The sequence below is a fragment of the Kitasatospora sp. NPDC056731 genome (genome assembly GCF_040687675.1).
Taxonomy (GTDB): Bacteria; Actinomycetota; Actinomycetes; order Streptomycetales; family Streptomycetaceae; genus Kitasatospora.
The window spans coordinates 31,647-55,565 of the sequence record NZ_JBFBNR010000004.1 but is presented as its reverse complement, the minus strand read 5'-3'; the positions used below and the strand labels follow the sequence as shown (position 1 = coordinate 55,565).

Genomic DNA, 23,919 nt, shown 5'->3' with positions numbered 1-23,919 from the left:
CCTCCGCGCGGGACGGGCAGGTATTTATTGGCTTCCGGCCATCTGCTGCCATATCCGAACCGGCCCCAGCGGCGAGAATCCGTTTGCCTCGGCAGCCGCCAGCTCCACGTCTCGCTCATATCCGACCAGGTCGACTCCCGGCGCCTCTTCGTGAGCACAGGAGATGAGACCGGCCCATGTCCGGACGGACTCCCCCGGGGGGCCGAAGACGTTCGTCACCCCCGCCACACCATGGCTCAGGTGAAGCACGGCTCCCGCCACCAGGCTGTCGTCCGAGAATCCCCCGAGGAAGATCACGTCGTCATCGAGCAGAAGGGTTTCGGGGAACGTGTTCACCGATGTGTCGCCGCCCGCCCATGCCCGCTCCCACGCACGCAACTCATCGGCACCGGTGACACGCCGCCACCGCTGGTCTGCACCGTCCCGTGACGCCACCGGCGCCGAGGCCGCGACTGCGGCCGGCCGGTGGATCCACTGCGCCTCGATGAGAATTCGATAGTTCCCCGGGAGGAGGTCGGCGTTGGCGAAACTGTCCTTGACGAAAAGCGGTTCCAGCGACGCCTCCCGCAGTACGTCGAGAACCTCCGAGCCGGACATCGACGGGCTCAGGATCACCAGATTCGGGTAGTACGTGAGACTCTTCTTCAGATTCACCCACGCGACGTCGGAGAGTTCTCCGGAGAACCCGTGCGCCCGACACATCGCCTCGCACCAGGACGAGTTGTTCCGGGCCGCGGCGAGCAGCATCGGCGCCACCGAGGAGTCAGCGTCCGCAGCCCGGCCATTACCGAACCACCTCACCGAGTAAACGGATCGGCACCAACGGACCCACAGACTCGTAACGTCCACCAACTCCCCTTCGTCAAGGCCGACTCCGCACCCGGCCGGCTTCCGCAATTCCGGCCACCCTTTGAAGGGGATGCACCCGCTCGAAGAGCGCTACCTGCCGACCGTGCGGAGCCTGTGGCGGCAAGGCCGAACGCCTTCAACGACCTTTGCGTACATCAGTGTTGCGCGGCGCTCCGCTATGATCACTCCTGTTCATGACCACGTCAAGATCCTTTCCAGGGCCACTCCTGCTCGCGAACAGCGCGGAGAATGCCGGGTTCCGACCCCGAGCCTCAGCTCAAGATGACGAAGTCGCGCTGGAGCACCCAACGCCCCGCTGCGCGGGAAGTCGGCCGGCCTGACTTCCTGCGCCGAACGACAGCTCCCCATTCGACCAAGCCTTGACCCGGTCAACCACGGTGGCGTGGTCGGGGAGCCGGTGACTGGCCAGTTGGAGTAGTCGCCGGGGCGGGGGCCACGGGCCGCGGCGAGACTGAGCGCGAGGTCGGATCGTCACCTGCGGCCGACCGCTCCGAACAACCCTGAGGGAAGGCGTTCACCGTGCGTGGGAAAGAACATGGGCTTGTGCCGACCGCCGGTGCCGGATCACCCCGGCGGTCCGGGAGGCATCTGATCGGTACCGCGAGCGTGCTGGCCCTGAGCTGGAGCGCGCTCTGCGGCCCGCTGCCGGCATCGGCCTCGCCGGCGGTTCCCGCCGCGCCCAAGCCCGTGGCCGGGCCCGTGGTGAAGGCGGCGGGCGGCTCCCAGCTCTTCACCGACCCCGAGGGCGACTACTTCGAGGTCCCGGCAGGAGTGACGACTTTGACGATCTCGGCCTGGGGGCCGGGCGGCTCCGGCGGTGGGGGCGGTGGTGGGGGCGGCGCTGGCGGCGGCGGCGGTGGGGCAACCGGCAGTAGCAGCACAGGAGGTGCCGGCGGCGGTGGAGGCGGCGGCGGCGGGGGTGGCGGCGGGGGCCAGGGCGGCCAGGCCGGCATGTTCGTCACCTGCACGGTGGCCGTTGAAAGGCCTCATCAAAGACCCATCACCTCCTTGGAGATCATCGTCGGCGAGCCGGGTGGGCAGGCCGCCGGCGGGTCGGGCGGCACGGGCGGCACGGGCGGTGCCGGAAACAACGACGACGGCACGAACGGCAGCAACGGCGCGAACGGCCAGGAAGTCTCGCAGTTCGAGCACGGGTACAGCACCAAGATCCTGGTGAGGCAAGCGCTCGACCCGATTGAAGAACTCGCGAACGCGCCCCAGGGCGGCGACGGGCACGTAGGCGGACGCGGTGGCGGGGGCACCGGCGGCGACGGCGCGGGCGGCTTCCTCGAATCCATCGGTGACGGTGGCCCCGGCGGCAGCGCCGGCCGCGCGGGCTCCGGGACACCGGCTGCTCCCGGCATCGACAACGTGCCCTATTGCGACAATGAAGGGGCACAGGAGGTCTTCGGGGCGGCGGGCACCAACGGCGGCACACCGGCGTCCGGCGACACCGGCGCCAACGGCGATGGCGCCCTCACCAACAACCAATTCGGCCGCCCTGGTGGCAGAGGGGGAAGCGGCGGCGCCTCCGGACCGGGCGGGGCGGGCGGCGTGGCCACCGCTTTCGGCGGCTACGCGTTCGGCGCCGGCGGCGCGGGAGGCGCGGGCGGGTACGGCAACAGGGGCGGTACCGGCGGCACGGGCGGCACGTTCAGTGTCAACGGCGGCAAGCCGCAGAGCGGCAGCCCCGGCATGAACGGCGACAACGGTCTCGGCGGAGCCGCCGGCAAAGCCGGGGCCGTGCTCATCCAGTGGTGAGTGGCCCGGAAGCGCGGTCGGGCCGACAATTCCCGCGCGCACTCGCGGCTTCGTGCACCACAATGCCCGCATGGAAACGGACACCGTGGCGGAGCTGGTCACGCGGGCACTGTCGGCAATGCGCGCCATCACCGCTTCGGACGACCCGGACGACCACGACGGCTGGGACGAGTACGCACCGCTGCTGTGGCGGGCGTCCGCCGACGAGGCGGCGCTGCCGCTCGGTCTGGAGCTCATCGGCTCCGCCGATCCGATCGAGCGCGCGACCGGCTGCGACCTGCTGCGTGACACCAACTACCACCACGAGGCAGTCCGCACCGAAACGGCCACCGCGCTCGTCGCCCTCGCCCAGCGGGAGACCGACGAGCACGTGCTGCGCGCCCTGGCACGCGCGATCGAGAAGACGCACGACCCGCGCGCCGTCCCCGTCCTCGTCACCCTCGCCGGGCACCCTGACGCCGAGGTCCGAGAGGGGGTGGCCCGCTCGTTCGCGGAGGTCCTCACCGGCCTGCCGGACGGGCCGGACATCCACACCCTCATCGGGCTGACCCAGGATCAGAACCCGCACGTCCGCGACTGGGCGACGTTCACCCTCGGCGTCCAGTCCGGGGCGGACAGCCCCGCGATCCGGGCCGCGCTCTGGGAGCGGACGGCCGACGAGCACGACGAGACCCGCATGGAAGCGATCCACGGGCTGGCCAGTCGGCACGACCCCCGTGTCGTACCACTCCTCGCCGAACTGATCGGCAACCCCGAGGGCGCACACGCCCTCACCTTCAGCGCGGAGCCGATCACGGGCGACCCCGAACTCCTGCCGCCCCTCCCGGAGTACGAGCCCGGCGACGACTGGACCACCGACGCCGTGAACGCCTGCAACCCGGTGCGGCGGGCCCGCCTGGACGCCTTCGCCTGGGAACTGGTCTGCACGCTCCACCGGCTCCGCCCCGACCTGGACGCCGCCGTCTCGATGGAACGCTGCGGCTGGGGCCGTTTCCTCGACATCCACGCCACCTCGGAGTCAACGGGCTACGACATCGAGGCGCTGCTCACCCGCGCGGACGGCGACCCCATACGCGCTGCCGAACTGGTCTCGACCGACCTGCCGAGAATCCAGCCCGCCTGATCTAGCCCTTGGTGCCCCTGCCGCGCAGGAGGTCCGCGATGCGCGCGTCGACCTGCTCGCGGTCGTAGCCCCGCCGCACGATCTCGAACGCCGGCGGGGGCGGCGGTGAACCGGCTTCGGACAGGGCGCTGAGGTAGCGATCGACTTGCTGACGCTCGTAGCCACGCCGCACCAGGTCGAAGCCACGGAACTCTGACGTTGTTGACACTTCGCAGGCCCTCCCACCTTCTGTGTCCACGTCCATCGCCATGGCACTGGCGAGGGAAACGCCGGTGCGGCCACCGGTGCCCACCGGTGCCCACCGGCGTGGCCGCAGCTCACACCCTAGACCCCACCCACCGACAGGCGGCGGGCAGTCTCCGGACCGCCGGAACCCGTCAGCCCCGCCCCGTCAGCCCCGCCCCCTCCGGTCGGGTCGCAGCGGCAGCACCCCGCGGACGCGCCAGCCGTGGGCGTGCGGGCCGGCGGACAGGTCCCCGCCGAGGGCGCCGATCCGCTCGGACAAGCCGGCCAGGCCGGTGCCCCCACCGCCGGGGCGGCGGGCCGGCAGACCGCCGGGGCCGCCCTGCCGCCCGCTGTCGGTGACGGTGACCCGCAGGGCGGGGCCCGGGACGCGAACCACCTCCACCTCCAGCCGGCCCGCACTCGGGGCGTGCCGACGGACGTTGGTCAGCGCCTCCAGGACGACGCGGTAGGCCGCGTCCTGGATCGCGTGCGGGGCGGTCCCCGTCAGGCCCGGCTCCAGCTCGAGGGAGCCGCTGGCCGTGCCGGACGCCAGGAAGCGGTCGACCATCTCCGGGAGGTCGGCGAGGCCGTGGACCTTGGTCGGCGGCGGTTCGGCGAGCGCGGGCGCCTCCGGGTCGCGCAGCGTCTGCAGGGTGTGGTCCATCGAGTCCAGCGCCCGCAGGCCGGCCGCCTCCAGGCGGGACAGGAGCTCCCTGTTCTCCTCTTCGTCGTAGGCGCTGACCTGGGCGGCCTGGACCTCCAGCAGGATCCCCGTCAACTCGTGGGCGACGAAGTCGTGGAGGTCCCTGCCCACGTCGAGCCGCTGCTCCCGGCGGGCCCGCTGGACGGCGCGGGCCCGTTGGTTGTCCTGGCCCCGCAGGTAGAGCCCGACGCCGACGGCGCAGGCCACCGGGAACATCGCCATGGCGACGGCGACCACCGACGGTTCGAGGACCGCCTGCGGCCGCCGGAGCGTGAAACGCAGCGGGAGCGCCATCAGCGCGAGCGCCAACGCCGAACCGACCAGGGTGGCTTGGCGGACCGGCGCCCGCCGGATCACCCTCCCGGCCAGCACCAGCATGGCCGCGAACTCGACCGGGAGCCACGACAGCACCAACCCCTGCGGTCCGGGATGGACGGCGTCCGCGACGAGCGAGAGCCCCGCGACCAGGCCGGCCGCCAGGACGGGGGTGACCGGGCCCAGCGGCCGGCGCAGGATCGCGGTCGCCATCGCCGCGACGGCGACGACGGCCCCGATCCACGCACTCGGCGGGGCGATCGCCGCCGGGGCCGCGACCACTGCCGTCGCCGCCGCGCACACCGCGCGGCGGCGACGCGTGTCAGGCATCAGTTCGGTCTGCACGGGCCGAGCCTACGCACGACGGAGGAACGGTGCGCCCCCCAGCACATGACAGATCGTCAAGCATCTGCCGTTCGGCAGAGCAGCACTGGTCGATCGACTCCCCGAAGAGCCGCACGGGGCACCGACTTGACCGGCCCAGGGCGGGTCCTTGACCTTTCCACGGTCAGCCACCGACATTGTTCGGCCCGCAGGGTCCACCGTTCCGGGGCGGCGCGTAAAAAGGCGTCAAGACCTCCCGGATCGTCATATGGATTCCGTATGGAGTCGCGAGACGGAGGATTCCAGAACCTACGATCCAGCTTTGCCGACTAGAAAGATGAATCCGATATGAAACCCCTCTCCCGCCTCAAACGCGCCCTGGCCTGCGGGATCGCCGCAGTCGCCATGGTCTCCGGCCTGACCGCACAGGCCCAGGCCGCGCCGGAGCCGCCCCTCCACGCGGACAAGACCTGTGGAACCCCGGCCTCGCCGGGCGGCGGCAACTGCATGACCGCGCTGATCAGCTCCGCCTTCGACACGATCAGGCTCATGCGCAACGCCGCCAACCTCAACAAGCTGGACAACGCGGAGTTCACCCAGAGCACCGCGTCGAAGTTGAGCGCGAAGTTTCCCGGGTTCAACGTCATGGTGTTCAAGACCGTGGGCACCGACCTGTACGACACCGAGTGGTTCAAGAACGAGTACAAGTCCGACATGAAGGGGGTGTTGATCGACACCACCTACAAGCTCAACCATTTCATGGACAAGGAGAAGAAGGAGCCCTCCGGCTACGACATATTCCGGATCTGGGTTTTCCAGGGGGACTCGACCCTCCGCAACCGCGGCGACGGCGGGTACATGAACTGGGCGTTCATCGGCAATGACGGCGACACCGTCAAGAAGGAGCCGTGGACCTGCCGGGCGGGCACCGCGCGGCCCTACAAGTGCGACGGCGACGTGCGCAGCATCCACTTCCCCGCGCGGTCCGGCTACGGCACCAGGACCGGCAGCCTGACCCCCGACTCCAGCCCCGGCTACCACGCCTGCCTGGACGTCAACGGCAACGGCAACGCGAACGGCACCCCCGTGCAGATGTGGGAGTGCAACGGCAGCGACGCCCAGAAGTGGACCTACAACGGGTACAAGCTCCAGGCGGCCAACGGCAAGTGCCTCGACCTGGAGGCCAACAAGACCGCGAACGGGACCAAGCTCCAGGTCTGGGACTGCCTGGAGATCCCCGGCCAGCGCTGGAACATGTCGGCCAGCGGCGGCTTCCGGCACATGACGGACATGGAAGACCGGTCCAAGGACGTCTGCATCGACGACTTCAACGGCCAGACCGCCAACGGCAGCACCGTGGCGGCCTGGGCCTGCGGCTCCGAGGACCGGCGTGACGCGCCCAACCAGAACTGGGCCTGGGGCGGCACCCCGCCGACCACCAACCCGCCCACGCCCGGCGGAGGCGGCGGCAACAACGGCGCCGACGTGTACCTGAAGCTCGACAACGGCCTGGGCGCCGTCCCGGTCAGCGGCTCCGCCGGCGCGTCGGTCGTCCCCGGCCTCCGGGGTGGCAACGAGTCCAAGTGGAAGCTCACCTCGGTCGGCGGCGGTCGCTACCGGATCACCAGCTCGTACGGGCTGGAACTCACCGAGAACAGCAACTACATGGCCGAACTCCAGCCGTGGAGCAACTCCTCCCAGCAGAAGTGGGAGCTCGTCGGAGTCGGCAACGGCAAGTACCAGATCCGGATCTCCGACGACGACTGCCTCGCCCACGACGCCGACTTCAAGCAGCTCGGCGTGTGGACGTGCAAGTCGGGCTGGCAGCAGGCGTGGGTGCTGGAGTCCACCTCCGGCGGCGTGATCACCCCGACCGACCCGACCACCCCGACGAAGCCGGACCCGAAGCCCAAGCCGGACCCCAAGCCGAAGCCGGACCCGAAGCCGGACACCAAGCCGACCGTCCCGACCGAGCGGCCGCTGTTCCTGAAGCTCTCCAACGGCCTGGGCGCGTCGGCCCCCACCGAGACCTCGACCTGGGGTGCGCCGATCGTGGGCGGGATCCTGGGGTACAAGGGGTCCACCTGGACGATCAAGCCGCTGGGCGGGGACCGCTACCGGATCGTCAACGACCTCGGGTACAACCTCACCGAGAACCCTGACACCTACGTCGCCGAGCAGCAGGCGTGGGGCGGCACCTCCAACCAGAAGTGGCAGTTCGTCGGCCTCGGCAACGGCAAGTACCGGGTCCAGATCGACGACGACAACTGCCTCACCCACGACTCCGACTTCAAGCAGCTCGGGGTGTGGAGCTGCGAGGGCGGCTGGAAGCAGGAGTGGACCTTCCAGCTCCTCTGACCGGCCGGGCCGGCCGCACAAGGCCGCACAAGGCCGCGCCAGGCCCTGCCAGGCCGCAGTCACAACGAAGGGCGCCAGCCGTACGGTTGGCGCCCTTCGGTCGTTCTTCTCAGCCGACGTCCCGCCCGGAGGCGGCGTGGTAGCGCAGGCCGTCCATCAGGAGGTCGAGGAGGCGTTCCATCCGGACGTGGTGCTCGGGGGTGGTCGCGGCCATGGACAGGCCGCTGAGGCTGAACAGCACGTCCTCCGGCTCGACGTCGGCGCGCAGCACGCCCGACTCGGCCCCGGCCCGCAGGAGTCGGGTGATCGCGCCGGTCAGCATCGCGCGGCTGTGCGAGAAGGGGTCGCCGCCGGAGGCTATGAGCGCGCGCAGCGCGTCGGACATCCCGCGCTTGGTGGTCATGTAGCGGACGAAGCCGTCCATCCAGGCGCGCAGCGCGGCGTCGGGCCCCCTGTCGTCCAGGAGTTCCGCGGCGGAGTCGCACAGCTTGGCGAGTTCGCTGCGGTAGACCGCCTCGACGAGTTCCTCACGGGTGGCGAAGTGCCGGTAGAGGGTGCCGATGCCCACGCCGGCCTCCTTGGCGATCGCCCCGAGCGTCGCCTCCGGCCCGTCCTGGGCGAAGGCCCGTGCGGCCACTTCGATCAGTCGGTCGCGGTTGCGGCGCGCGTCGGCGCGCAGCGGCCGGGGGTCGGCGGTGGTCACGGCTGGTCCTCCTCGGGTTGCAAGCGGAGGATCCTCCGCTTAACCTGGAGACATGCGGAGGGCCCTCCGGTTTCCACTCTACCGGCCGCCCCCTCCCGCGCACCCCAGCTCCGGTCACCCAGCCAGACGGGAACGATCATGAACGCCAGCACCCCGCGCCTCACCACCCCCTTCGGCGCCGAGTCCACCGCCGCCGAGGTCATCTCCGGCGTCGACCTGACCGGCCGCCGCGCCGTCGTCACCGGCGGCGCCTCCGGCATCGGCGTCGAGACCGCACGCGCCCTCGCCTCGGCGGGCGCGCAGGTCACCCTCGCGGTCCGCAACCTCGACGCCGGCGCCCGCACCGCCGAGGACATCACCGCGACCACCGGCAACAAGGACCTCCGGGTCGCGCCGCTGGACCTGGCCGACCAGGCCTCCGTCGCCGCGTTCGTCGCCGCCTGGGACGGGCCCCTGCACATCCTGGTCAACAACGCCGGCGTGATGGCCTCGCCCGAGGTCCGCACGCCAGAGGGCTGGGAGCTCCAGTTCGCCACCAACCACCTCGGGCACTTCGCGCTGGCCACCGGCCTGCACGCGGCCCTGGCCCGGGACGGCGGCGCCCGCGTCGTGGCCGTCAGCTCCAGCGCCCACCACCGCTCCCCGGTCGTCTTCGAGGACATCCACTTCCGCGAGCGCGCCTACGAGCCCTGGTCCGCCTACGGCCAGTCCAAGACCGCCAACGTCCTGTTCGCGGTCGAGGCCGCCAAGCGCTGGGCGGCGGACGGCATCACCGTCAACGCCCTGATGCCCGGCGGCATCCGCACCGCCCTCCAGCGCTACGTCTCCGAGGAGGAGCTCGACCGGCTGCGCGCCCAGGCCGCCAACGGCACCGAGCTGCTGTGGAAGAGCACCGAGCAGGGCGCGGCGACGTCCGTCCTGCTCGCGGCCTCACCGCTGCTGGCGGGCGTCAGCGGCCGCTACTTCGAGGACTGCAACGAAGCCGTCCGCGGCGAGCTCAGCGCACGCACCGGCGTCGCCGAGTACGCCCTCGACCCCGAGGCGGCCGCCCTGCTCTGGCAGGTCTCGCGCGACACCCTGGGCAGCCGCGACTGACAGCCCCCAGCAGAACGCCCCGCTCCCCCAGCGAACCTGGGGGCGCGGAGCGCGGGGCGGGCCCGTTACCTGCGCGGCCCTGCCAGGGCGTAGACCCCGGCGCCGGTCACCAGCAGGGCCACCGCGGTCCAGGTGGACGCCTCCGTGCCAGCGGGGTAGGACATCCAACCGAACGCCTTCCCCACGGTGTTGGGCGGCAGCGGCGGGGAGATGACGGCGAACGCGAGCCAAGCGGTCGGCAGGGTCCAGGCGAGGTGCGCCCCGCACACCACCGCCCCGAACGCGGCCAGGCCGGCCAGGCCCGCGGTGTCCCGGACGACGACCTCGGTGGGGGCGAACCTCGGCCCCACCGCCTGGACCGCCAGCAGCGCCGCACCCGCGACCACGCCGATCAGCAGCGCGTGCGCCGCCCGGCGGGGCGCCCACCGGATCGCGGCCGTCCTGTCCAGTGCGGCGTCCTGCCCGCCGAGTCCGACGGAGCCGGCCGCCACGCCCGCGGCGAGCACGAAGTACACGATCGGGTTGATCGCGTCCGCGTCCATCGCCCCCGTGCCGCCGCCCCGGTTGAAGGCCCACACCACCAGCGCGGTGAGCGCGACCGCGGCGGCCGACGTGGACACCTGCCGTGAGCGCGCGTACAGCATCAGCCACCTCATCGCGACGTTCCCCCGGCCAGCTTCGGAACCTGCTTGTACCCCTCGCAGGAGAGCGCGGCGGCGTGCAGTTCGACGATCCGCGAGCGCTGCTCGGCCGGCGGCAGCGCCATCAGCTTCTGCCACGCGACGTCGGCCTCCGCCCAGGTCTCCAGCGCGTACCGGCTGGTGCCCTTCTCCTGGAGCGGTTGGAGCTGGGAGTCGTGGAGGGCCCAGCTCACGGCGATGCTCTGGGCGGGGATGTCGTGGCTCCCCCCGCCCTCCTTGTCGTTGTCCGGGTAGCAGCTCGGCGCCAGGCCCCTGGCGATCAGCGCGCGGGTCAGCTTGTCACCCTTCGCGTCGGCGAGCATCCGGTCGTTGAAGTCGACCAGCAGCACGTCTGCGGAGAGTTCGCGTGGCGCGGCGAGCTCGTGCAGCGCGGTGTCCTCCCGCACCGAGGTCGGCGCCTTGTCGCCCAGGACGTCGTGCAGCACGCGCATCGCGTCCTTGCTGCGCTGCGTGAGCTCGGCCAGGTGTGAACGGCTCGCCTGCGTCACGCACACCGGCCCGTCGCACACCAGCGCCGCGGCGGCCTTGTCGACGACGTAGGTGTCGCGCGCGGCGGCCGGGAGGACCAGCAGCGCCAGGCCCAGGCCGGCCAGGACGGGAGTCACCGCGAGCAACCGGGCCCGGCGGGTCGCGGCCGCCAGCAGCGCGAAGCCGGTGGCGAGCAGGCCGAGCAGCCAGAGCGCCTGGCCGAGGTGGGCGGAACCGGACAGGGTCAGCAGCATCTGCCGCGGCTCCACGGTCGCCGGGGACAGCTGGGCGAACCGGTTCTCCACCCTGCCCGTCGGCACCAGCCCTTCGTTGTTCACGCGCAGGAACAGGCCCGTCCCCACGAAGACGATCACCACCAGGGCCGGCGGGGTGAGGACGGAAGGCAGCGCCCGCGCGACGCCCATGCCGAACACGGCGCCCGCGACCAGGGCCAGTGCCGCCACCAGCGAGATCGGCAGCCAGCCGAGGGATGCGTAGGTGGTCGGACCGGCCGCCACCTGGACTCCGCCCACCAGAACCAGCAGACCGAAGCCCACCGCCAGCGCGAGCCCGATCGCACCGGCCGGCAGCGCCGCACGGCGCCAGGCCGGCAGTGGCGTGGTCGTCAGCAGCTCGGTCATCCGCGAGCGGGATTCGCGCAGCCCGTACACCGCCCCGATGCCGATCACGAACGGCCACCAGAAGGCCAGCAGGGACCGGGTCCACATGGCCATGGTGGTCCACTGGGCCGTCCACCCCGCGGTGCCGTGCCACCAGAGCGCGTCGAACGGGAAGAAGACCGCCAGGCTGCCGGCCAGCACGACGATGCCGGCCCACGGGGCGGCGGAGCGCCTCAGCTCCGTCCGCAGCACACGTCCGTTCACCAGGCGCTCCCCTGCTGGCCGGAGTTGCTGAGCAGCGCCGAGTAGCCGCGCTCCAGGGGGCTGTCGCCCGGGTGGTCGGTGCTGCCCGCCGCACCCAGTTCGTCCGGCGTGCCCTGGAAGACGAGGCGGCCGTCGGCGAAGAGCACCACGTCGGAGCAGGCGGCCGCGACGTCCTCGACCAGGTGGGTGGAGACGACCACACAGGTGTCGCGGCCCAGGTCCTGCAGCAACTCGCGGAAGCGCAGCCGCTGCGCCGGGTCCAGGCCGGCCGTCGGCTCGTCCAGCAGCAGCACCGCGGGGGAGTTGACGATGGCCTGGGCGATGCCGGCCCGCCGCACCATGCCGCCGGACAGGGTCTTCATCCGGTGGTCGGCGCGGTCCGCCAGACCCACCCGTTCCACGGCCCGCTGGACGGCCCCGGGGATGTCCGCCTTCGGCACCTCCTTCAGCCAGGCCATGTACTCGACGAACTCGCGCACCGTGAAGCGCTTGTAGTAGCCGAAGTCCTGCGGCAGGTAGCCGATCTGGCGGCGCAGGGCCCGGTGGTCGACCACCCGGCCCCCCAGGGAGGTGCCGAGCATCTCCAGTTCGCCCTCGGTGGGGCGCAGCACGGTGGCCAGCGTCCGGATCAGGGTGGTCTTGCCCGCTCCGTTGGGCCCGAGGAGCCCGTGGGCGCCGATGCCCAGGGAGAGGTCGAGCCCGTCGACGGCCATCTTGCTCCGTCCGACGCGCACCCTCAGGCCGCTGGCCCGGATCTCCCAGGCGTAGGTCTTCGGCGCGGTGTCGGCCGCGCTCGCCGTATACGTCATGCGATGGTGCCTTTCCAGGGTGGACATGGGTTTCACAGCGTTGAGTACGCGTCCCTGCGGGCGATCACGGCGCAGACGCCGAGCGCGAGGAGCAGCCCCCACACGGGCAACTGGTCGCGGTGCAGGGCGAGTTCGAGGACTGCGGGGATGCGGCCGGTGACGAACGTGGGCACCACGACGGCAGCGCCCCACGCGGTCACCAGCCCCACGGCGGCGCGGGTCACGCCGATCACGGTGCCCAGCGCCAGGGCGGTGGAGGTGAAGGCCAGGGAGGGCAGCAGCCACTGCGCGGCCGTCGTGTTCCCGGTCAGCCATCCCCCCAGCAGGAGCCCGGGCACGACCACCACGAGGACCGCGGTGGTGCGCCTGAGCAGCAGGGCCAGGCCGGCCCGGGCGGTCGAGGCCGTCAGTTCGTGCGCCGGGTCCAGGCCGCGCGACCACGATGCGGCGACACCGCACAGCGGCAGCACGGGCGCGATCAGCGCCACCATCGAGGAGCCGCCGAAGACCTTCGCCGGCGCGGCCACGTCCAGCAGCATCGCCATCAGGGTGACGACGGCGGTCATCGCCAGCCACGGGGTCATGGCCGGTGTCAGCCAGGCCGACACCCAGGTCGGGCGGTGCCGCCGCCGGGGCGCCCCGACGGCCGCGTCCAACTGCGCGTCCAGACCGGCCCGGACGGTGTCGACGAGCGCGGCGACGCCGGGCGCCTCGGTGGCCACGGAGGCCGCCAGCAGGCTCCGGCACGGCGCGCACGTCTCCAGGTGGGCCTCCAGTGCCCACACCGTGTCCGCGGCCATCGCCGTGTCACCACGCGCGTAGTCGTCGATCAGCCGCCTCGACGCGTGTTCCGCGTTCATGCCAGCGCCTCCCGCATCGCGATCCGGGCCCGGCGGGCACGGGTCTTGACCGTGCCTTCGGGCAGTCTGAGCAGGACGGCGGTCTCCCGGACGGAGAGCCCGTCGAGCACCGTCGCCTGCAGTACGTCTCGGAGTTCCGGCGCCAGCCGCCGCAGCGCGTCACCCACGTCGCCGCCGACGGTCCCGGCGAGCGCCTCCTCCTCCGCCGCGGGCACCACGGCCCGCTCGGCGGCGGCGACCGGCGGTTCGGCGTGGTGGGCACGGCGCCGGAAGGCGTCGACGAGGCGGCGCGCCGCGATCGTCCACAGCCACCCGACGGCCGTCCCGCCGACGGCGCTCCCGGCGAACGCGCCGGCCGCGCGCCACACCGCCAGATAGGTCTCCTGCATGACCTCGGCGACGATCTGCTCGTCCGCGCAGCGACGGCGCAACCGCACCGCCAGCCACGGCGACGTGCGCCGGTACAGCTCGTCGAACGCCGCGCGGTCACTTCTGGCGATCAGCCGGACGAGGCGTTCCTCGTCCAGCTCGTCCAGTGCTCTCCTGCGTGATCTCACACCAGCCAGACGCCGGCGACCGCGCGCAGGTTCTGCATTCGACGTGACCTGCGTCACATGAAAGCAGCGCAGGAAGTCGGCCTACCCGACTTCCTGCGCTGCGGCGACCTCGACGCCCGGATCAGGCACCTGCGGTGGCGAGCACCCCGCCGCCCTACCGGTCCTCGGCCGTCCGCGCCAGCAGCGCGATCTCGGCCGCCACCGCCTCCGGCTCGGCCGCGACGGTGATGTGGGCGACGCCGTCCAGCCCGGGATGCGTACCGACGCGCACCGCCCGCTCGGCGTTGCGCAGCAGGTCGAAGTCGTTGATGTCGTTGCCGAACGCCGCGTACGCGCCGATGCCCATCGACGTCAGGGCCTCCCACTTCGTCGTGGAACCGGGCGCGAAGTCGATGATCGCCTCGTCGAGGTGGTGGTTCACCATCAGCCCGAGCCCCCGGCCGGCCTCGGCGAGCTCCGCCATGTCCGACGCCTCGACGACCAGGAACTTCACCACCTCGGGCAGCTCGGCCAGCTCCACCCGGCTCGCCAGGCCGCCCTGGTCGACGCGGCCCCGGATCGGGTGATCCACCGGCCCGGTGTACGCGTAGTCCCAGGGCCCGTCAGCGAGATAGCCCGCTTCGTGGCGCGCGACCGCCGCCATCAGCCCGCCCAGCACCGCCGGTTCGAACACGGCCCGGGCCCGCACCTGCCCGTCGACCGACACCAGGCTCCCGTTCCCGCCGATCAGCATCGCGGCCGGGAAGGCGCCGTCGAGCACCGGCAGCATGTCCCGAACCGGCCTGGCCGACGCGAAGACCACCTGGTACCCGGCCCGCTCGCACTCACCGATCGCCGCCAGGATCCGGCCGTCGATCGTCCGCCCGTCGAAGCAGAGCGTGCCGTCGAGATCGAAAACCACCGTGCGGGTGCGAAGGTTGACCATTCCCGGATGATATCCGCCCGTTTGGAGACCGTGATGTGATCCCCGCGACGCCGCCCCCGACACCCGTTCGACGACGATCGCCACCGGCGCTCCAGCCTCCCGAAAACCGCTTGCCGGGCGGACGACGGCCCCCGTACCGTCGCCCGGCGTGACCCCGACCCTGCGTACCGAGCGCCTGCTGCTCGACCCGTACGTCCTCGCGGACGAAGAGGACTTCGTGACGCTGTTCCAGGACCGGGAGGTGTCCCGGTGGATGGGCGACGGCCCGCAGCCCGAGGCCGAGGACCGGGCCCTGTTCGGCCGCATCTTCACCCAGGTGTACGCCTCGAACCGGTTCGACGTCTGGGCCGTCCGGCAGGGCGGCCGCCTCGTCGGGCACGCCGAGATCAAGCCCACCACCGTGTCCGAGGGCTTCGAGATCGTCTACGCGCTGGCCCCGGAGGCGTGGGGCCGCGGCCTGGGCACCGAACTGGCGGCCGCGATCGTCGACTACGGCTTCACCGCCCTGGGGCTGACCGAGGTGCACGCGACGGTCGCCGACGCCAACCTCGCTTCGCTGGCGTTGCTGGGCAGGATCGGCTTCCGGCACGTCCGCGACATCACGGAGGACGACGGCAGCATGACCCGCCTGCTCACCCGGGGCCGCGCCGATGCCGCCGGGGCCGCCTCGCCGTAGCCGTCCCGCCGGAGCAGGAAGGCCGGAGCAGGTACGCAGGAACGGGAACGCCGGAGCGGGAACGCAGGAACGAACGCTCCCCCGATCGGGGGAGGCCCCCCATGAGCTGCGCCGCAATACTGGTGATCATGATCAGGGGAATCCGGCCGCTGCTGCGCGGCTCCACGTACTCGGGTGTGCTGTTCGCCTTCCTCGGCGCGCTGGCGAGCCTGCCGCTACTGCCGTTCGCGATGCTGCCGATGATGGCCTGGCCGTCCGGCCCCTACCTCGCACGGGCGGTGCTCACCCTGCTGGCCTGGGCGGCGCTGCTCGCCGTGGTCGGGCTGGCCCGCACCACCCGGCGGGTGCTGATCAGCGGCGTCCGCCGACTGCTGAGGGTGCCGCTGCCGGATCCGGTGTCCGCCGCCCAGGCGGCGGACACCCCCGGCACCGACCGTTGGCGCACCCCGCTGTGGCTGCTGCTGCACGTGGCGCTGGGCTGGGCGGGCGGCTTGGTGAGCCTCGTGCTGCTCGGCGCGGCCGTGGCCCTGCCGGGCGGCTGGGTCTCCGGTGACGCCCGGCTGAGCTGGCCCGGCCGGTCGGTGCAGCTGACGGGCGTCTGGAGCTGGGTGGTGGCGGCGGCCTGCCTGCTGCTGGTGCCGGTGGTGTGCGCGGCGGTGGCGGGCGCGCTGCGCGGGCTGGCCCCGAAGCTGCTGGGTCCGTCGGCGGCCGAGCGGCTGGCGCTGGCGGCGGAGCGGGAGCGCCGGCTGGCCGAACGCAACCGGCTGGCCCACGAGTTGCACGACTCGATCGGGCACACCCTGACGGCGGCCACGATCCAGGCGGCGGTGGCGGGTGAGGTGCTCTCCGCCGACCCGGTGGCGGCGCGGGCCGCCATGCGCAGCATCGAGGAGTCGACCCGGGCCGCCCTGGAGGACCTGGACTACGTGCTGGGCGCGCTGCGCGAGGAGGAGTCGGGGGCGGCCCCGACCCGGACCTTGGCCGACCTGCCCGAGCTGCTGGACCGGTTGCGGCACGCCGGGGCGGTGGTGGAGCCGGAGCTGTCCGGCGAGCTGGCGCAGGTGCAGGGGACGCTCTCCCGGGCGGCGTACCGGATCCTCCAGGAGGGGCTGACGAACGCGCTGCGGCACGGAGCGGGCGGCCCGATCGAGGTCCGGGTGGCAGCCGGGCCGGACACCCTGGAGCTCAGCGTGGCCAACCGGACCGGGACGGGACCGCGCCAGGGCGCCTTCCCGACGTCCGGCCACGGCCTCCCGGGCCTGGCCGAGCGGGTCCGGCTACTGCACGGCGAGATCGAGGCCGGGCCGGACGGGCCCCAGGCCTGGCGGCTGGCCGTCCGGCTGCCCGTACGGTTGTCGGCATGACCGGCCCAGATCCCACCGACGCCGCGCCCGACTCCCTGAGCAACGCCCCGAGCAACGCCCCCGTCACCCTCCTGATCGCGGACGACGACGAGGTGACCCGCAGCGGCCTGCGCACCCTGCTCGCGGCGCAGCCGGGGATCACGGTGGTCGGGGAGGCGGCCGACGGCGTCGACGCGGTCGAGCAGGCGCAGCGGCTGCGGCCGGACGTGGTCCTGATGGACGTACGGATGCCGCGCCGCAACGGGATCGAGGCCACCCGGCAGCTGCTGGCCGAGTCGGCCGCGCCGCCGAAGGTCGTGGTGATCACCACCTTCGAGAACGACGGCTACGTCACCGCCGCGCTCAGCGCGGGGGCGAGCGGGTTCGTGCTGAAGCGGCTTCCGGTGCGGCAGATCGCGGAGGCGGTGCGGGTGGCGGCGGCCGGGGAGGCGATCCTCTTCCCGGCGGCGCTGCGCCGGATGGTCTCCGCCCGCCCGCTGGACTCCGCCGAGGCGTTGCCCCGGGCGGCGTTGACGGTGCGGGAGGAGGAGGTGCTGCGGTCGATGGCCACGGGCCAGTCCAACCCGGAGATCGCGGAGTCGCTCAGGGTGAGTCTGGAGACGGTGAAGACGCACGTCGGGAACGTGCTGACCAAGCTCGGCGCGCAGAACCGGACCCACGCCGTGGTGATCGCGTACGAGTCCGGCCTGGTGGTGCCGGGGCTCGCCGGCTGACCCGGCCCGCCCCAGCACCCGTCCTCGGTCAGGAATCCAGCTCGCCGAGGAAGTCCAGCGCGATGGCCCAGGCCCGCTCCGCCGCCTCGGTGTCGTAGTCGGCCAGCTCGGTGTCGGTGAACAGGTGCCCGGCGCCCCGGTAGCGGTGCACCTCGACGTCGGCCCCGGCCCGCCGCATCCCCAGGTACCAGGCGTTCAGCCAGTCCTCGGTCTCGAACGGGTCCGGCTCGGCGACGTGCAGCTGCACCGGGATCTCGGTGGCCGCGTCCTCGCGCAGGTCGGAGGTGCCGTGCAGGAGCAGCAGGCCGCGGGCCTTGTCGTCGGCGAGGGCGAGGTTCTGCGCGAGCGAGCCGCCGAGCGAGAAGCCCGCGTAGACCAGGCCGCCGTCGGACAGCGGAGCGGCGGCGGTGACGGCCCGGCGCAGCAGTTCCTCGCTGCCGCCGACCTCCTCCTGGTACGCCAGTCCGGCCTCGATGTCGTCGAAGGTCCGCCCGTCGTACAGGTCCGGGGTGTGCACGGCGTGCCCGGCGGCGCGCAGCCGGTCGGCGGCGGCGTGGACGGCGGGGCGCAGCCCGAGGGCGGAGTGGAAGAGGACGATCTGGGCCACGGTCGGGGTCCTTCGGCAGCTGAGGGCGGGTACTCCCCCATGATCCCGCATGATCCGGCGACCCGACTTCCCCGGCCCGCCCGCCCCGGCCTCCCCGGCCTCCCCCGCTCGCCCGCCCCGGGCAACCACGCCCGCCCGCTCCACGACGGGTCGTCAGGTCACCTGATTTACCTACGCTTTACTAGCGGGTAACCTTCCGGACGTGAACGATCTTGTCCATGACATGACCCCTGCCCACCCGCGCCGCCGCCAGGTCCTGAAGGCCGGCGCGCTGGCCGCCGGCGCGACCGCCGCCCTCCCGATCGCCCTCCCCACCCCCGCCGAAGCCGCCGAGCCGGCCCAGGCCACCCAGACCGCCCAGGCCGCCGGAGCCGCCCAAACCGCGCAGGCCCCCGAAGCCGCCCCCCGCTTCCTGCACGGCATAGCCTCCGGCGACCCCCTCCCCGACGGCGTCCTGCTCTGGACCAGGGTGACGCCCCGCCCCGAGTCCCTCCCCGGCTCGGGCCTCGGCCCCGACACCGAGGTCCGCTGGGAGCTGGCCGCCGACCAGGCCTTCACCCGCGTCGTCGCGAGCGGCACGGTGACCGCCACCGCCGCCACCGACCACACCGTCAAGGCCGACGTCCGCGGCCTGACCCCGGACACCCCCTACTGGTACCGCTTCACCGCCACCATCACCACCACCGCCACCGGTACCGGCAGCGCCGTCTCCCCCACCGGCCGCACCCGCACCACCCCCGCCACCGACGCCGCCCTCTCCCGGCTGCGGTTCGGCGTCGCCTCCTGCGCCAACTGGGAGGGCGGCTACTTCTCCGCCTACCGCCACCTCGCCGCCCGCGGCGACCTGGACGCCTTCCTCTTCCTCGGCGACTACATCTACGAGTACAAGACCGGCGAGTTCTGCGCCCGCGGCACGGTCGTGCGCCCGCACGCCCCCACCCACGAGATCCTCACCCTCGCCGACTACCGCACCCGGCACGGCCAGTACAAGACCGACGACGACCTCCAGGCCCTGCACGCCAAGCTCCCGACCATCGCGATCTGGGACGACCACGAGTTCGCCAACGACGCCTGGTCCGGCGGCGCCGAGAACCACACCCCGGGCACCGAGGGCGCCTGGGCCGACCGGATGGCCGCCGCCAAGCAGGCCTACTTCGAGTGGATGCCGGTCCGGCCCTCGATCGCCGGCACCACCTACCGCCGCCTGCGCTACGGCAAGCTCGCCGACCTGCACCTGATGGACCAGCGCTCGTTCCGCTCCCAGCAGGCGAAGACGGGCAGCGGCGCCGTCGACTCGGCCGACCGCACCCTCACCGGCCGCGCCCAACTGGACTGGCTCAAGGCCGGGTTGTCCTCCTCCGACACCACCTGGCGACTGATCGGCAACGAGGTGATGATCTCCCCGGTCGCCTTCCTCTCGCTGCCCGACTACCTGCTGCGCCCGCTGGCCAAGCTGCTCGGCCTGCCCGGCGAGGGCGTGGCGGTCAACCCCGACCAGTGGGACGGCTACACCCACGACCGCCGCGAGCTGCTCGGCCACCTCAAGACGAATGGCATCACCAACACCGTCTTCCTGACCGGCGACATCCACTCCGCCTGGGCCGCCGACGTCCCGAACGAGGCCGCCACCTACCCGCTGTCCGGCAGTGTCGCCACCGAGTTCGTGGTCACCTCGGTGACCTCCGACAACGTCGACGACCTGCTGAAGGTCGCCCCGCAGACCGTCTCACTGGCGGCCGGCACCGCGATCAAGGCGGCCAACTCGCACGTCAAGTGGGTCGACCTGGACTCGCACGGCTACGGGGTCCTGGACATCACCCCCGAGCAGACCCAGATGGACTACTACGTCCTCTCCGACCGCACCCGCAAGGACGCGACCAGCAGCTGGACCCGCTCCTACCGCACCCGCACCGGCACCCAGCGGATCGAGCGCGCGAACGCCCCGATCGCCTGACCCCAGCCCTGACCCCCGCCCTGCGCCCCACCCCGGTCACCCACCCCCGTCACCCGCCCCGGTCCCGCCGCACCCCCGCGGCGGGCCCGCAGCACAACGGCCCTACGACACCACGTCCTTGCGCGCGAACCCCCGGAACGCCAGCGCGAGCAGCACCGCCGCGTACGACAGCGACAGCGAGACGCCCTGCACCATGCCGCCCCACTCCAACTGCGGCTGCAGGGCGTCCGCCCAGGCGTACTGCCAGTGCGCGGGCAGCCACTCCCGCAGGCCCCCCAGCGCCGTGACGGCGTCCAGCACCCCGGTGATGATCGACGCGAACACCGCCCCGCCGACGGCGCCCAGCGGCGCGTCCGTCGCCGTGGAGAGCCAGAACGCCAGCGCGGCGATCACGATCTCGGCGAGGAACACGTACGCCGCCGCGACGGCCAGCCGGGGCAGCGCCTCCCCGGCCGAAAGGCTGGCCCCGGTGGGCAGTTTGAGGTCCCCCCAGCCGTACGCGGCGGTGCCGACGACCAGCCCGATCAGCGGCAGCATCGCCACCGCCACCGCCGAGAACGCCAGCCCGACCGCGAACTTGCGGGCCAGCAGCCGGGCCCGGGGCACCGGCGCGGCCAGCAGGTAGCGCAGCGAGGACCAGCTCGCCTCGGAGGCGACCGTGTCGCCGCAGAACAGCGCCACCGGGATGACCAGCAGGAAGCCGGTGCCCACGAACAGCATGGTGGCGGCGAAGTTGGGCCCGGACGCGGTGGCCAGGTCGATGAAGGTGGTCCGGTCGGGGCGGCTCGGGGTGCCGCCGATCTGGAACGCGGCCAGCATCACGAACGGCAGGGCGGCCAGCACCGCGCCGATCACCAGGGTGCGGCGCCGCCGCAGTTGGCGCATCGCCTCCACCCGCAGCGGCAGTGTCCGGCCCGCCCGGTACCCCTCGGCGTGGTCCGCCGACACGACGCCGCTCACGCCATCACCCACCTCGCTGCTCACCTCACTGCTCACGCCACCGTTCGCACCCCTACTCACGCCGCACCTCCGATCAACGACAGGAACGCGTCCTCCAGCCGCCGCTGCGGCCCGGCGCTCTCCACCGGCACACCGAGGCGCACCAGTTCGGCCAGCAGTTCGTGCGCCGCCAGCCCGTCCAGGCGCACCAGCAGCCCGCCCTCGACGGCCTCCGCCGAGCCGACCCCGGCCAGCGCGCCGACCTTCTCGACGACCGACCCGGGCTCGTACCCGGCGGGCACGCCGAGGAACAGCAGCTCGCCCGCGCCGACGATCTCGCCGACGGCGCCGGTGGTGATCAGCCGCCCGCGGTCCATCACCACCAGGTCCGTGCAGCTCTGCTCGACCTCGGCGAGCAGGTGGCTGGAGACGATGACGGTACGGCCGGCGGCGGCGTACCGGATCATCACCTCGCGCATCTCGCGGATCTGCGGCGGGTCGAGCCCGTTGGTCGGCTCGTCGAGGATCAGCAGGTCCGGCATCCCGAGCATGGCCTGGGCGATGGCGAGCCGCTGCCGCATGCCCTGCGAGTAGGTCCGCACGGCGCGGTCGAGCGCCTCGCCGAGACCGGCGATGGCCAGCGCCTCGTCGAAGCGGGCGTCCTCCTCCGGCCGGCCGGTGGCCTGCCAGTACAGCCGCAGGTTGGCCCGGCCGGTGAGGTGCGGCAGGAAGCCCGCGCCCTCGACGAAGGCGCCGACCCGGGAGAGCACCGGTGCGCCGGGGCGCACCAGGTGGCCGAAGATCCGGATCTCGCCCGCGTCGGGCCGGATCAGGCCCATCAGCATCCGCAGCGTGGTGGTCTTGCCTGCGCCGTTGGGCCCGAGCAGGCCGAGCACCTGCCCCTGCTCCACCCGGAAGCCCAACTCCCGTACGGCGTAACGGTCCTGGGCGCCCTTGTAGCGCTTGCTCAGGCCGGTGATCTGCAATGGCACCCCGGCCAGCGCCGGGTCGTACGCCGGCCCGTCGCCCGCCCCCCGCCGACGGCGGCGCAGCAGCCGGGGCGACAGCACCAGGCCCAGCGCCACCACGACGGCCGCCAGCGGCAGCAGCCAGGTGCGCGCGGGCAGCGGCGTGGCCTCGGTGACGAGTTCGTCGTCGGTCGGCACGGTGAGCGCCCCGGCCGGCGCGACCCGGTAGGTGGCGGGCTCGACGGGCGAGGCGTACGCGAGGTCGGTGGCGGCCAGGGCGAGCCGCAGCCGGTGCCCGGCGGCGAAGGTGTGGTCGACGGCGGGCAGCTCGACCGTGACGGTGCGGCCCGCGTCGGCGCCGGTGACCCGCAGCGGGGCGGCGAGCTGCTGCGGGAGCACGGACTTGCCGTCCGGGCCCACGTCGTACAGCTTGGCGAAGAGCACCGCGTCCGGCCGGTCGGCGTGCACCTGGACGGGCACGGTGGGCTGCCCGGTCAGGTGCAGCGGCTGGCCCAGCGGCGCGGAGTCGAAGGCGGCGTGCTGGCCGGGGAAGTCGAGCGACAGCCCGGCGCCGAGCGAGGCGGCCTGGCTGAGCGCCCCGATCCCGGGCAGCGTCGAGATCCCGGGCGGGGCGCCGCCGGGCGGGTTGGCGATGGTCTGCTCACCGCCGGCCAGTTCGACGCCGTGGGAGCCGGTTCCGCCCAGGCCCGGGTAGCGGTCGGCGGAGGCGCCGCGCAGCACGGCCTGGAAGCCGGTGGAGTCGACGCCCCCGGTGCGGGTGACCCGGAACGCGGGGCCGGTGTCGTCGCCCTGCCCCTTCAGGTAGTGGTCGAACCAGGCGGTCACCCGGTCGTCGACCCGGGCGCTGGTGTCGGTGCCGCCGTCGTGCCCGCCGGCGAACCAGTCCACCGAGACGGGCGCGCCGTTGGCCGCGACGGCCCGGGCGATCCGGTCGCCCTGGTCGAGCGGGAACAGCGAGTCCTGCTGGCCCTGCACGACCAGGGTGGGCGCCTTGAGCTGCGCGGCCACCGAGGACGGGCTGGAGCGGTCCAGCAGTGCGACGGCCTCCGGGTCGGCGTGCCCGGCGGTGGCGACCCGGTCGTACATCTGGCAGAGCGACTCCAGGAACCGCCCGCAGCCGACCGGCCCGCCCGCGGCGTCGCCGCCCTGCCCGGAACCGCCCTGCCCGGAACCGCCCTGCCCGGGACCGCCCTGCCCCGGCCCGGCCCCGCCGCCGCGCGGCGCGCCGCCGGAGGGGCCGAGGTCGCCGGCCGCGCCGGTGGTGAAGAAGATCCCGGCCCAGAGCTTCTTGAACACGCCGTCGACGGCGCCCGAGCCCTGCACGCCCTGCGGGAACAGCGCGTCGGCCAGGTTCCACCAGGTGATCTGGGTGGCCACCGCGTCGATGCGGTGGTCGTACGCGGAGGCCAGCAGCGAGACGGCGCCGCCGTACGAGGCACCGGTGATGCCGACCCGGGGGTCGCCGGGCCCGTCGAGCTGCACCTCGGGCCGCTGGGCCAGCCAGTCCACCAGGTGCTTGACGTCCTCGACCTCGCGGTCGGGCGCGTTGAGGCCGATCTTCCCGCCCGAGTGCCCGAAGCCGCGCGCCGACCAGGTCAGCACCGCGTAGCCCTGCCGGGCCAGTTGCTGGGCGCGTTCGCGCTCGCCGTCCTTGGACCCGCCGAAGCCGTGCGCGAGCAGGATCGCCGGGCGCGGGGTGGTGCCGGTGGTGAAGAAGGAGGTGTCCACCTGGACCTGCTGGTCACTGCCGGGGGTCTCCGGCATGGCGAGGAAACGGTCCTCCTGATGGACCGCCGGCTCACCGCCGGACGCCACCGTCGCCGTACCCGCCCCGGCCACCACCACCAGGGCCACCGCACCGGCCACCACCCTGCGCCGCACCGTCGTACCCCGGCTGCGCCACCGGCGCCACGCCCCACCGAACTCCATGGGGGCTGATCGTATCCGCCCCCCGGGTAGGCGTCCGATAAGGCCACCGCCGAAGCCGCCGCTCCCG

At 73.1% G+C, this 23,919-nt stretch carries 21 protein-coding genes; 8 read left to right on the top strand and 13 right to left on the bottom strand.

Going from position 1 to position 23,919, the window contains the following annotated elements; translation table 11 throughout:
* Positions 1–24: 24 nt before the first annotated feature.
* Positions 25–756, bottom strand: coding sequence for a hypothetical protein (locus tag AB0R04_RS05655; RefSeq protein WP_363368457.1), 732 nt, complete (start codon positions 754–756; stop codon positions 25–27).
* Between the two features lie 1,122 nt (positions 757–1,878).
* Between AB0R04_RS05655 and AB0R04_RS05650 the strand changes: the two genes are divergently transcribed.
* Entirely contained in the window at positions 1,879–2,631 is a 753-nt protein-coding gene (locus tag AB0R04_RS05650; protein ID WP_363368455.1) for a hypothetical protein, read from the top strand.
* A 70-nt stretch (positions 2,632–2,701) separates the two neighbouring features.
* Positions 2,702–3,754, top strand: a complete 1,053-nt coding sequence (locus tag AB0R04_RS05645) for a HEAT repeat domain-containing protein (RefSeq protein ID WP_363368453.1) — start codon at positions 2,702–2,704, stop codon at positions 3,752–3,754.
* Position 3,755: 1 nt separating this feature from the next.
* Here the strand turns inward: AB0R04_RS05645 and AB0R04_RS05640 are convergent, their stop codons facing one another.
* Positions 3,756–4,004 carry a hypothetical protein gene (locus AB0R04_RS05640; protein ID WP_363368451.1) on the bottom strand — a complete coding sequence of 83 codons (249 nt, stop codon included), beginning with the start codon at positions 4,002–4,004 and terminating at the stop codon, positions 3,756–3,758.
* A gap of 141 nt (positions 4,005–4,145) precedes the next feature.
* The gene (locus AB0R04_RS05635) at positions 4,146–5,327 is read right to left on the bottom strand and encodes a histidine kinase (RefSeq protein ID WP_363368449.1); all 1,182 of its coding nucleotides are present in this window, start codon (positions 5,325–5,327) and stop codon (positions 4,146–4,148) included.
* A 342-nt stretch (positions 5,328–5,669) separates the two neighbouring features.
* Here AB0R04_RS05635 and AB0R04_RS05630 point away from each other — a divergent pair, with 342 nt between their 5' ends.
* A complete protein-coding gene (locus AB0R04_RS05630; protein ID WP_363368447.1) occupies positions 5,670–7,679 on the top strand; it encodes a ricin-type beta-trefoil lectin domain protein in 2,010 nt (669 codons plus the stop codon).
* 109 nt (positions 7,680–7,788) lie between these two features.
* Here AB0R04_RS05630 and AB0R04_RS05625 read toward each other — a convergent pair whose 3' ends face one another.
* Entirely contained in the window at positions 7,789–8,382 is a 594-nt protein-coding gene (locus AB0R04_RS05625; protein WP_363368445.1) for a TetR family transcriptional regulator, read from the bottom strand.
* A gap of 138 nt (positions 8,383–8,520) precedes the next feature.
* Between AB0R04_RS05625 and AB0R04_RS05620 the strand changes: the two genes are divergently transcribed.
* Positions 8,521–9,477 (top strand): SDR family NAD(P)-dependent oxidoreductase, encoded by a 957-nt coding sequence (locus AB0R04_RS05620; protein WP_363368443.1) that lies wholly within the window; start codon positions 8,521–8,523, stop codon positions 9,475–9,477.
* A 65-nt stretch (positions 9,478–9,542) separates the two neighbouring features.
* On the opposite strand, the gene AB0R04_RS05615 is transcribed toward AB0R04_RS05620, so the two are convergent.
* From AB0R04_RS05615 to AB0R04_RS05590, 6 genes are all read right to left on the bottom strand, one after another.
* Positions 9,543–10,133 carry a hypothetical protein gene (locus tag AB0R04_RS05615; protein ID WP_363368441.1) on the bottom strand — a complete coding sequence of 197 codons (591 nt, stop codon included), beginning with the start codon at positions 10,131–10,133 and terminating at the stop codon, positions 9,543–9,545.
* Positions 10,130–11,530, bottom strand: coding sequence for a hypothetical protein (locus AB0R04_RS05610; RefSeq protein ID WP_363368439.1), 1,401 nt, complete (start codon positions 11,528–11,530; stop codon positions 10,130–10,132). The genes AB0R04_RS05615 and AB0R04_RS05610 overlap by 4 nt, the downstream gene beginning before the upstream one ends.
* A complete protein-coding gene (locus AB0R04_RS05605) occupies positions 11,527–12,339 on the bottom strand; it encodes an ABC transporter ATP-binding protein (RefSeq protein ID WP_208869062.1) in 813 nt (270 codons plus the stop codon). The genes AB0R04_RS05610 and AB0R04_RS05605 overlap by 4 nt, the downstream gene beginning before the upstream one ends.
* A gap of 32 nt (positions 12,340–12,371) precedes the next feature.
* Complete coding sequence (locus AB0R04_RS05600; protein WP_363368437.1) at positions 12,372–13,199, bottom strand: zf-HC2 domain-containing protein; 828 nt, start codon at positions 13,197–13,199, stop codon at positions 12,372–12,374.
* The gene (locus AB0R04_RS05595; RefSeq protein WP_063347220.1) at positions 13,196–13,756 is read right to left on the bottom strand and encodes an RNA polymerase sigma factor; all 561 of its coding nucleotides are present in this window, start codon (positions 13,754–13,756) and stop codon (positions 13,196–13,198) included. The genes AB0R04_RS05600 and AB0R04_RS05595 overlap by 4 nt, the downstream gene beginning before the upstream one ends.
* 154 nt (positions 13,757–13,910) lie before the next feature.
* The gene (locus AB0R04_RS05590; protein ID WP_363368435.1) at positions 13,911–14,765 is read right to left on the bottom strand and encodes an HAD family hydrolase; all 855 of its coding nucleotides are present in this window, start codon (positions 14,763–14,765) and stop codon (positions 13,911–13,913) included.
* Positions 14,766–14,829: 64 nt separating this feature from the next.
* Between AB0R04_RS05590 and AB0R04_RS05585 the strand changes: the two genes are divergently transcribed.
* The 3 genes from AB0R04_RS05585 (at position 14,830) to AB0R04_RS05575 (ending at position 17,434) form a co-directional block, all read left to right on the top strand.
* A complete protein-coding gene (locus tag AB0R04_RS05585; protein WP_363368433.1) occupies positions 14,830–15,357 on the top strand; it encodes a GNAT family N-acetyltransferase in 528 nt (175 codons plus the stop codon).
* A gap of 128 nt (positions 15,358–15,485) precedes the next feature.
* On the top strand, positions 15,486–16,721 hold the full coding sequence (locus AB0R04_RS05580) for a histidine kinase (protein WP_363368430.1): 1,236 nt from the start codon (positions 15,486–15,488) through the stop codon (positions 16,719–16,721).
* Entirely contained in the window at positions 16,718–17,434 is a 717-nt protein-coding gene (locus AB0R04_RS05575; protein ID WP_363368429.1) for a response regulator transcription factor, read from the top strand. The genes AB0R04_RS05580 and AB0R04_RS05575 overlap by 4 nt, the downstream gene beginning before the upstream one ends.
* A gap of 28 nt (positions 17,435–17,462) precedes the next feature.
* Here the strand turns inward: AB0R04_RS05575 and AB0R04_RS05570 are convergent, their stop codons facing one another.
* Positions 17,463–18,092, bottom strand: a complete 630-nt coding sequence (locus AB0R04_RS05570; RefSeq protein WP_363368427.1) for a dienelactone hydrolase family protein — start codon at positions 18,090–18,092, stop codon at positions 17,463–17,465.
* A 172-nt stretch (positions 18,093–18,264) separates the two neighbouring features.
* Between AB0R04_RS05570 and AB0R04_RS05565 the strand changes: the two genes are divergently transcribed.
* Positions 18,265–19,995 carry an alkaline phosphatase D family protein gene (locus tag AB0R04_RS05565; RefSeq protein ID WP_363368761.1) on the top strand — a complete coding sequence of 577 codons (1,731 nt, stop codon included), beginning with the start codon at positions 18,265–18,267 and terminating at the stop codon, positions 19,993–19,995.
* Positions 19,996–20,097: 102 nt separating this feature from the next.
* On the opposite strand, the gene AB0R04_RS05560 is transcribed toward AB0R04_RS05565, so the two are convergent.
* Both AB0R04_RS05560 and AB0R04_RS05555 read right to left on the bottom strand, forming a co-directional pair.
* Positions 20,098–20,955, bottom strand: coding sequence for an ABC transporter permease subunit (locus AB0R04_RS05560; RefSeq protein ID WP_363368425.1), 858 nt, complete (start codon positions 20,953–20,955; stop codon positions 20,098–20,100).
* 56 nt (positions 20,956–21,011) lie between these two features.
* Positions 21,012–23,852, bottom strand: a complete 2,841-nt coding sequence (locus tag AB0R04_RS05555; protein WP_363368423.1) for an alpha/beta fold hydrolase — start codon at positions 23,850–23,852, stop codon at positions 21,012–21,014.
* Between the last annotated feature and the right edge of the window lie 67 nt (positions 23,853–23,919).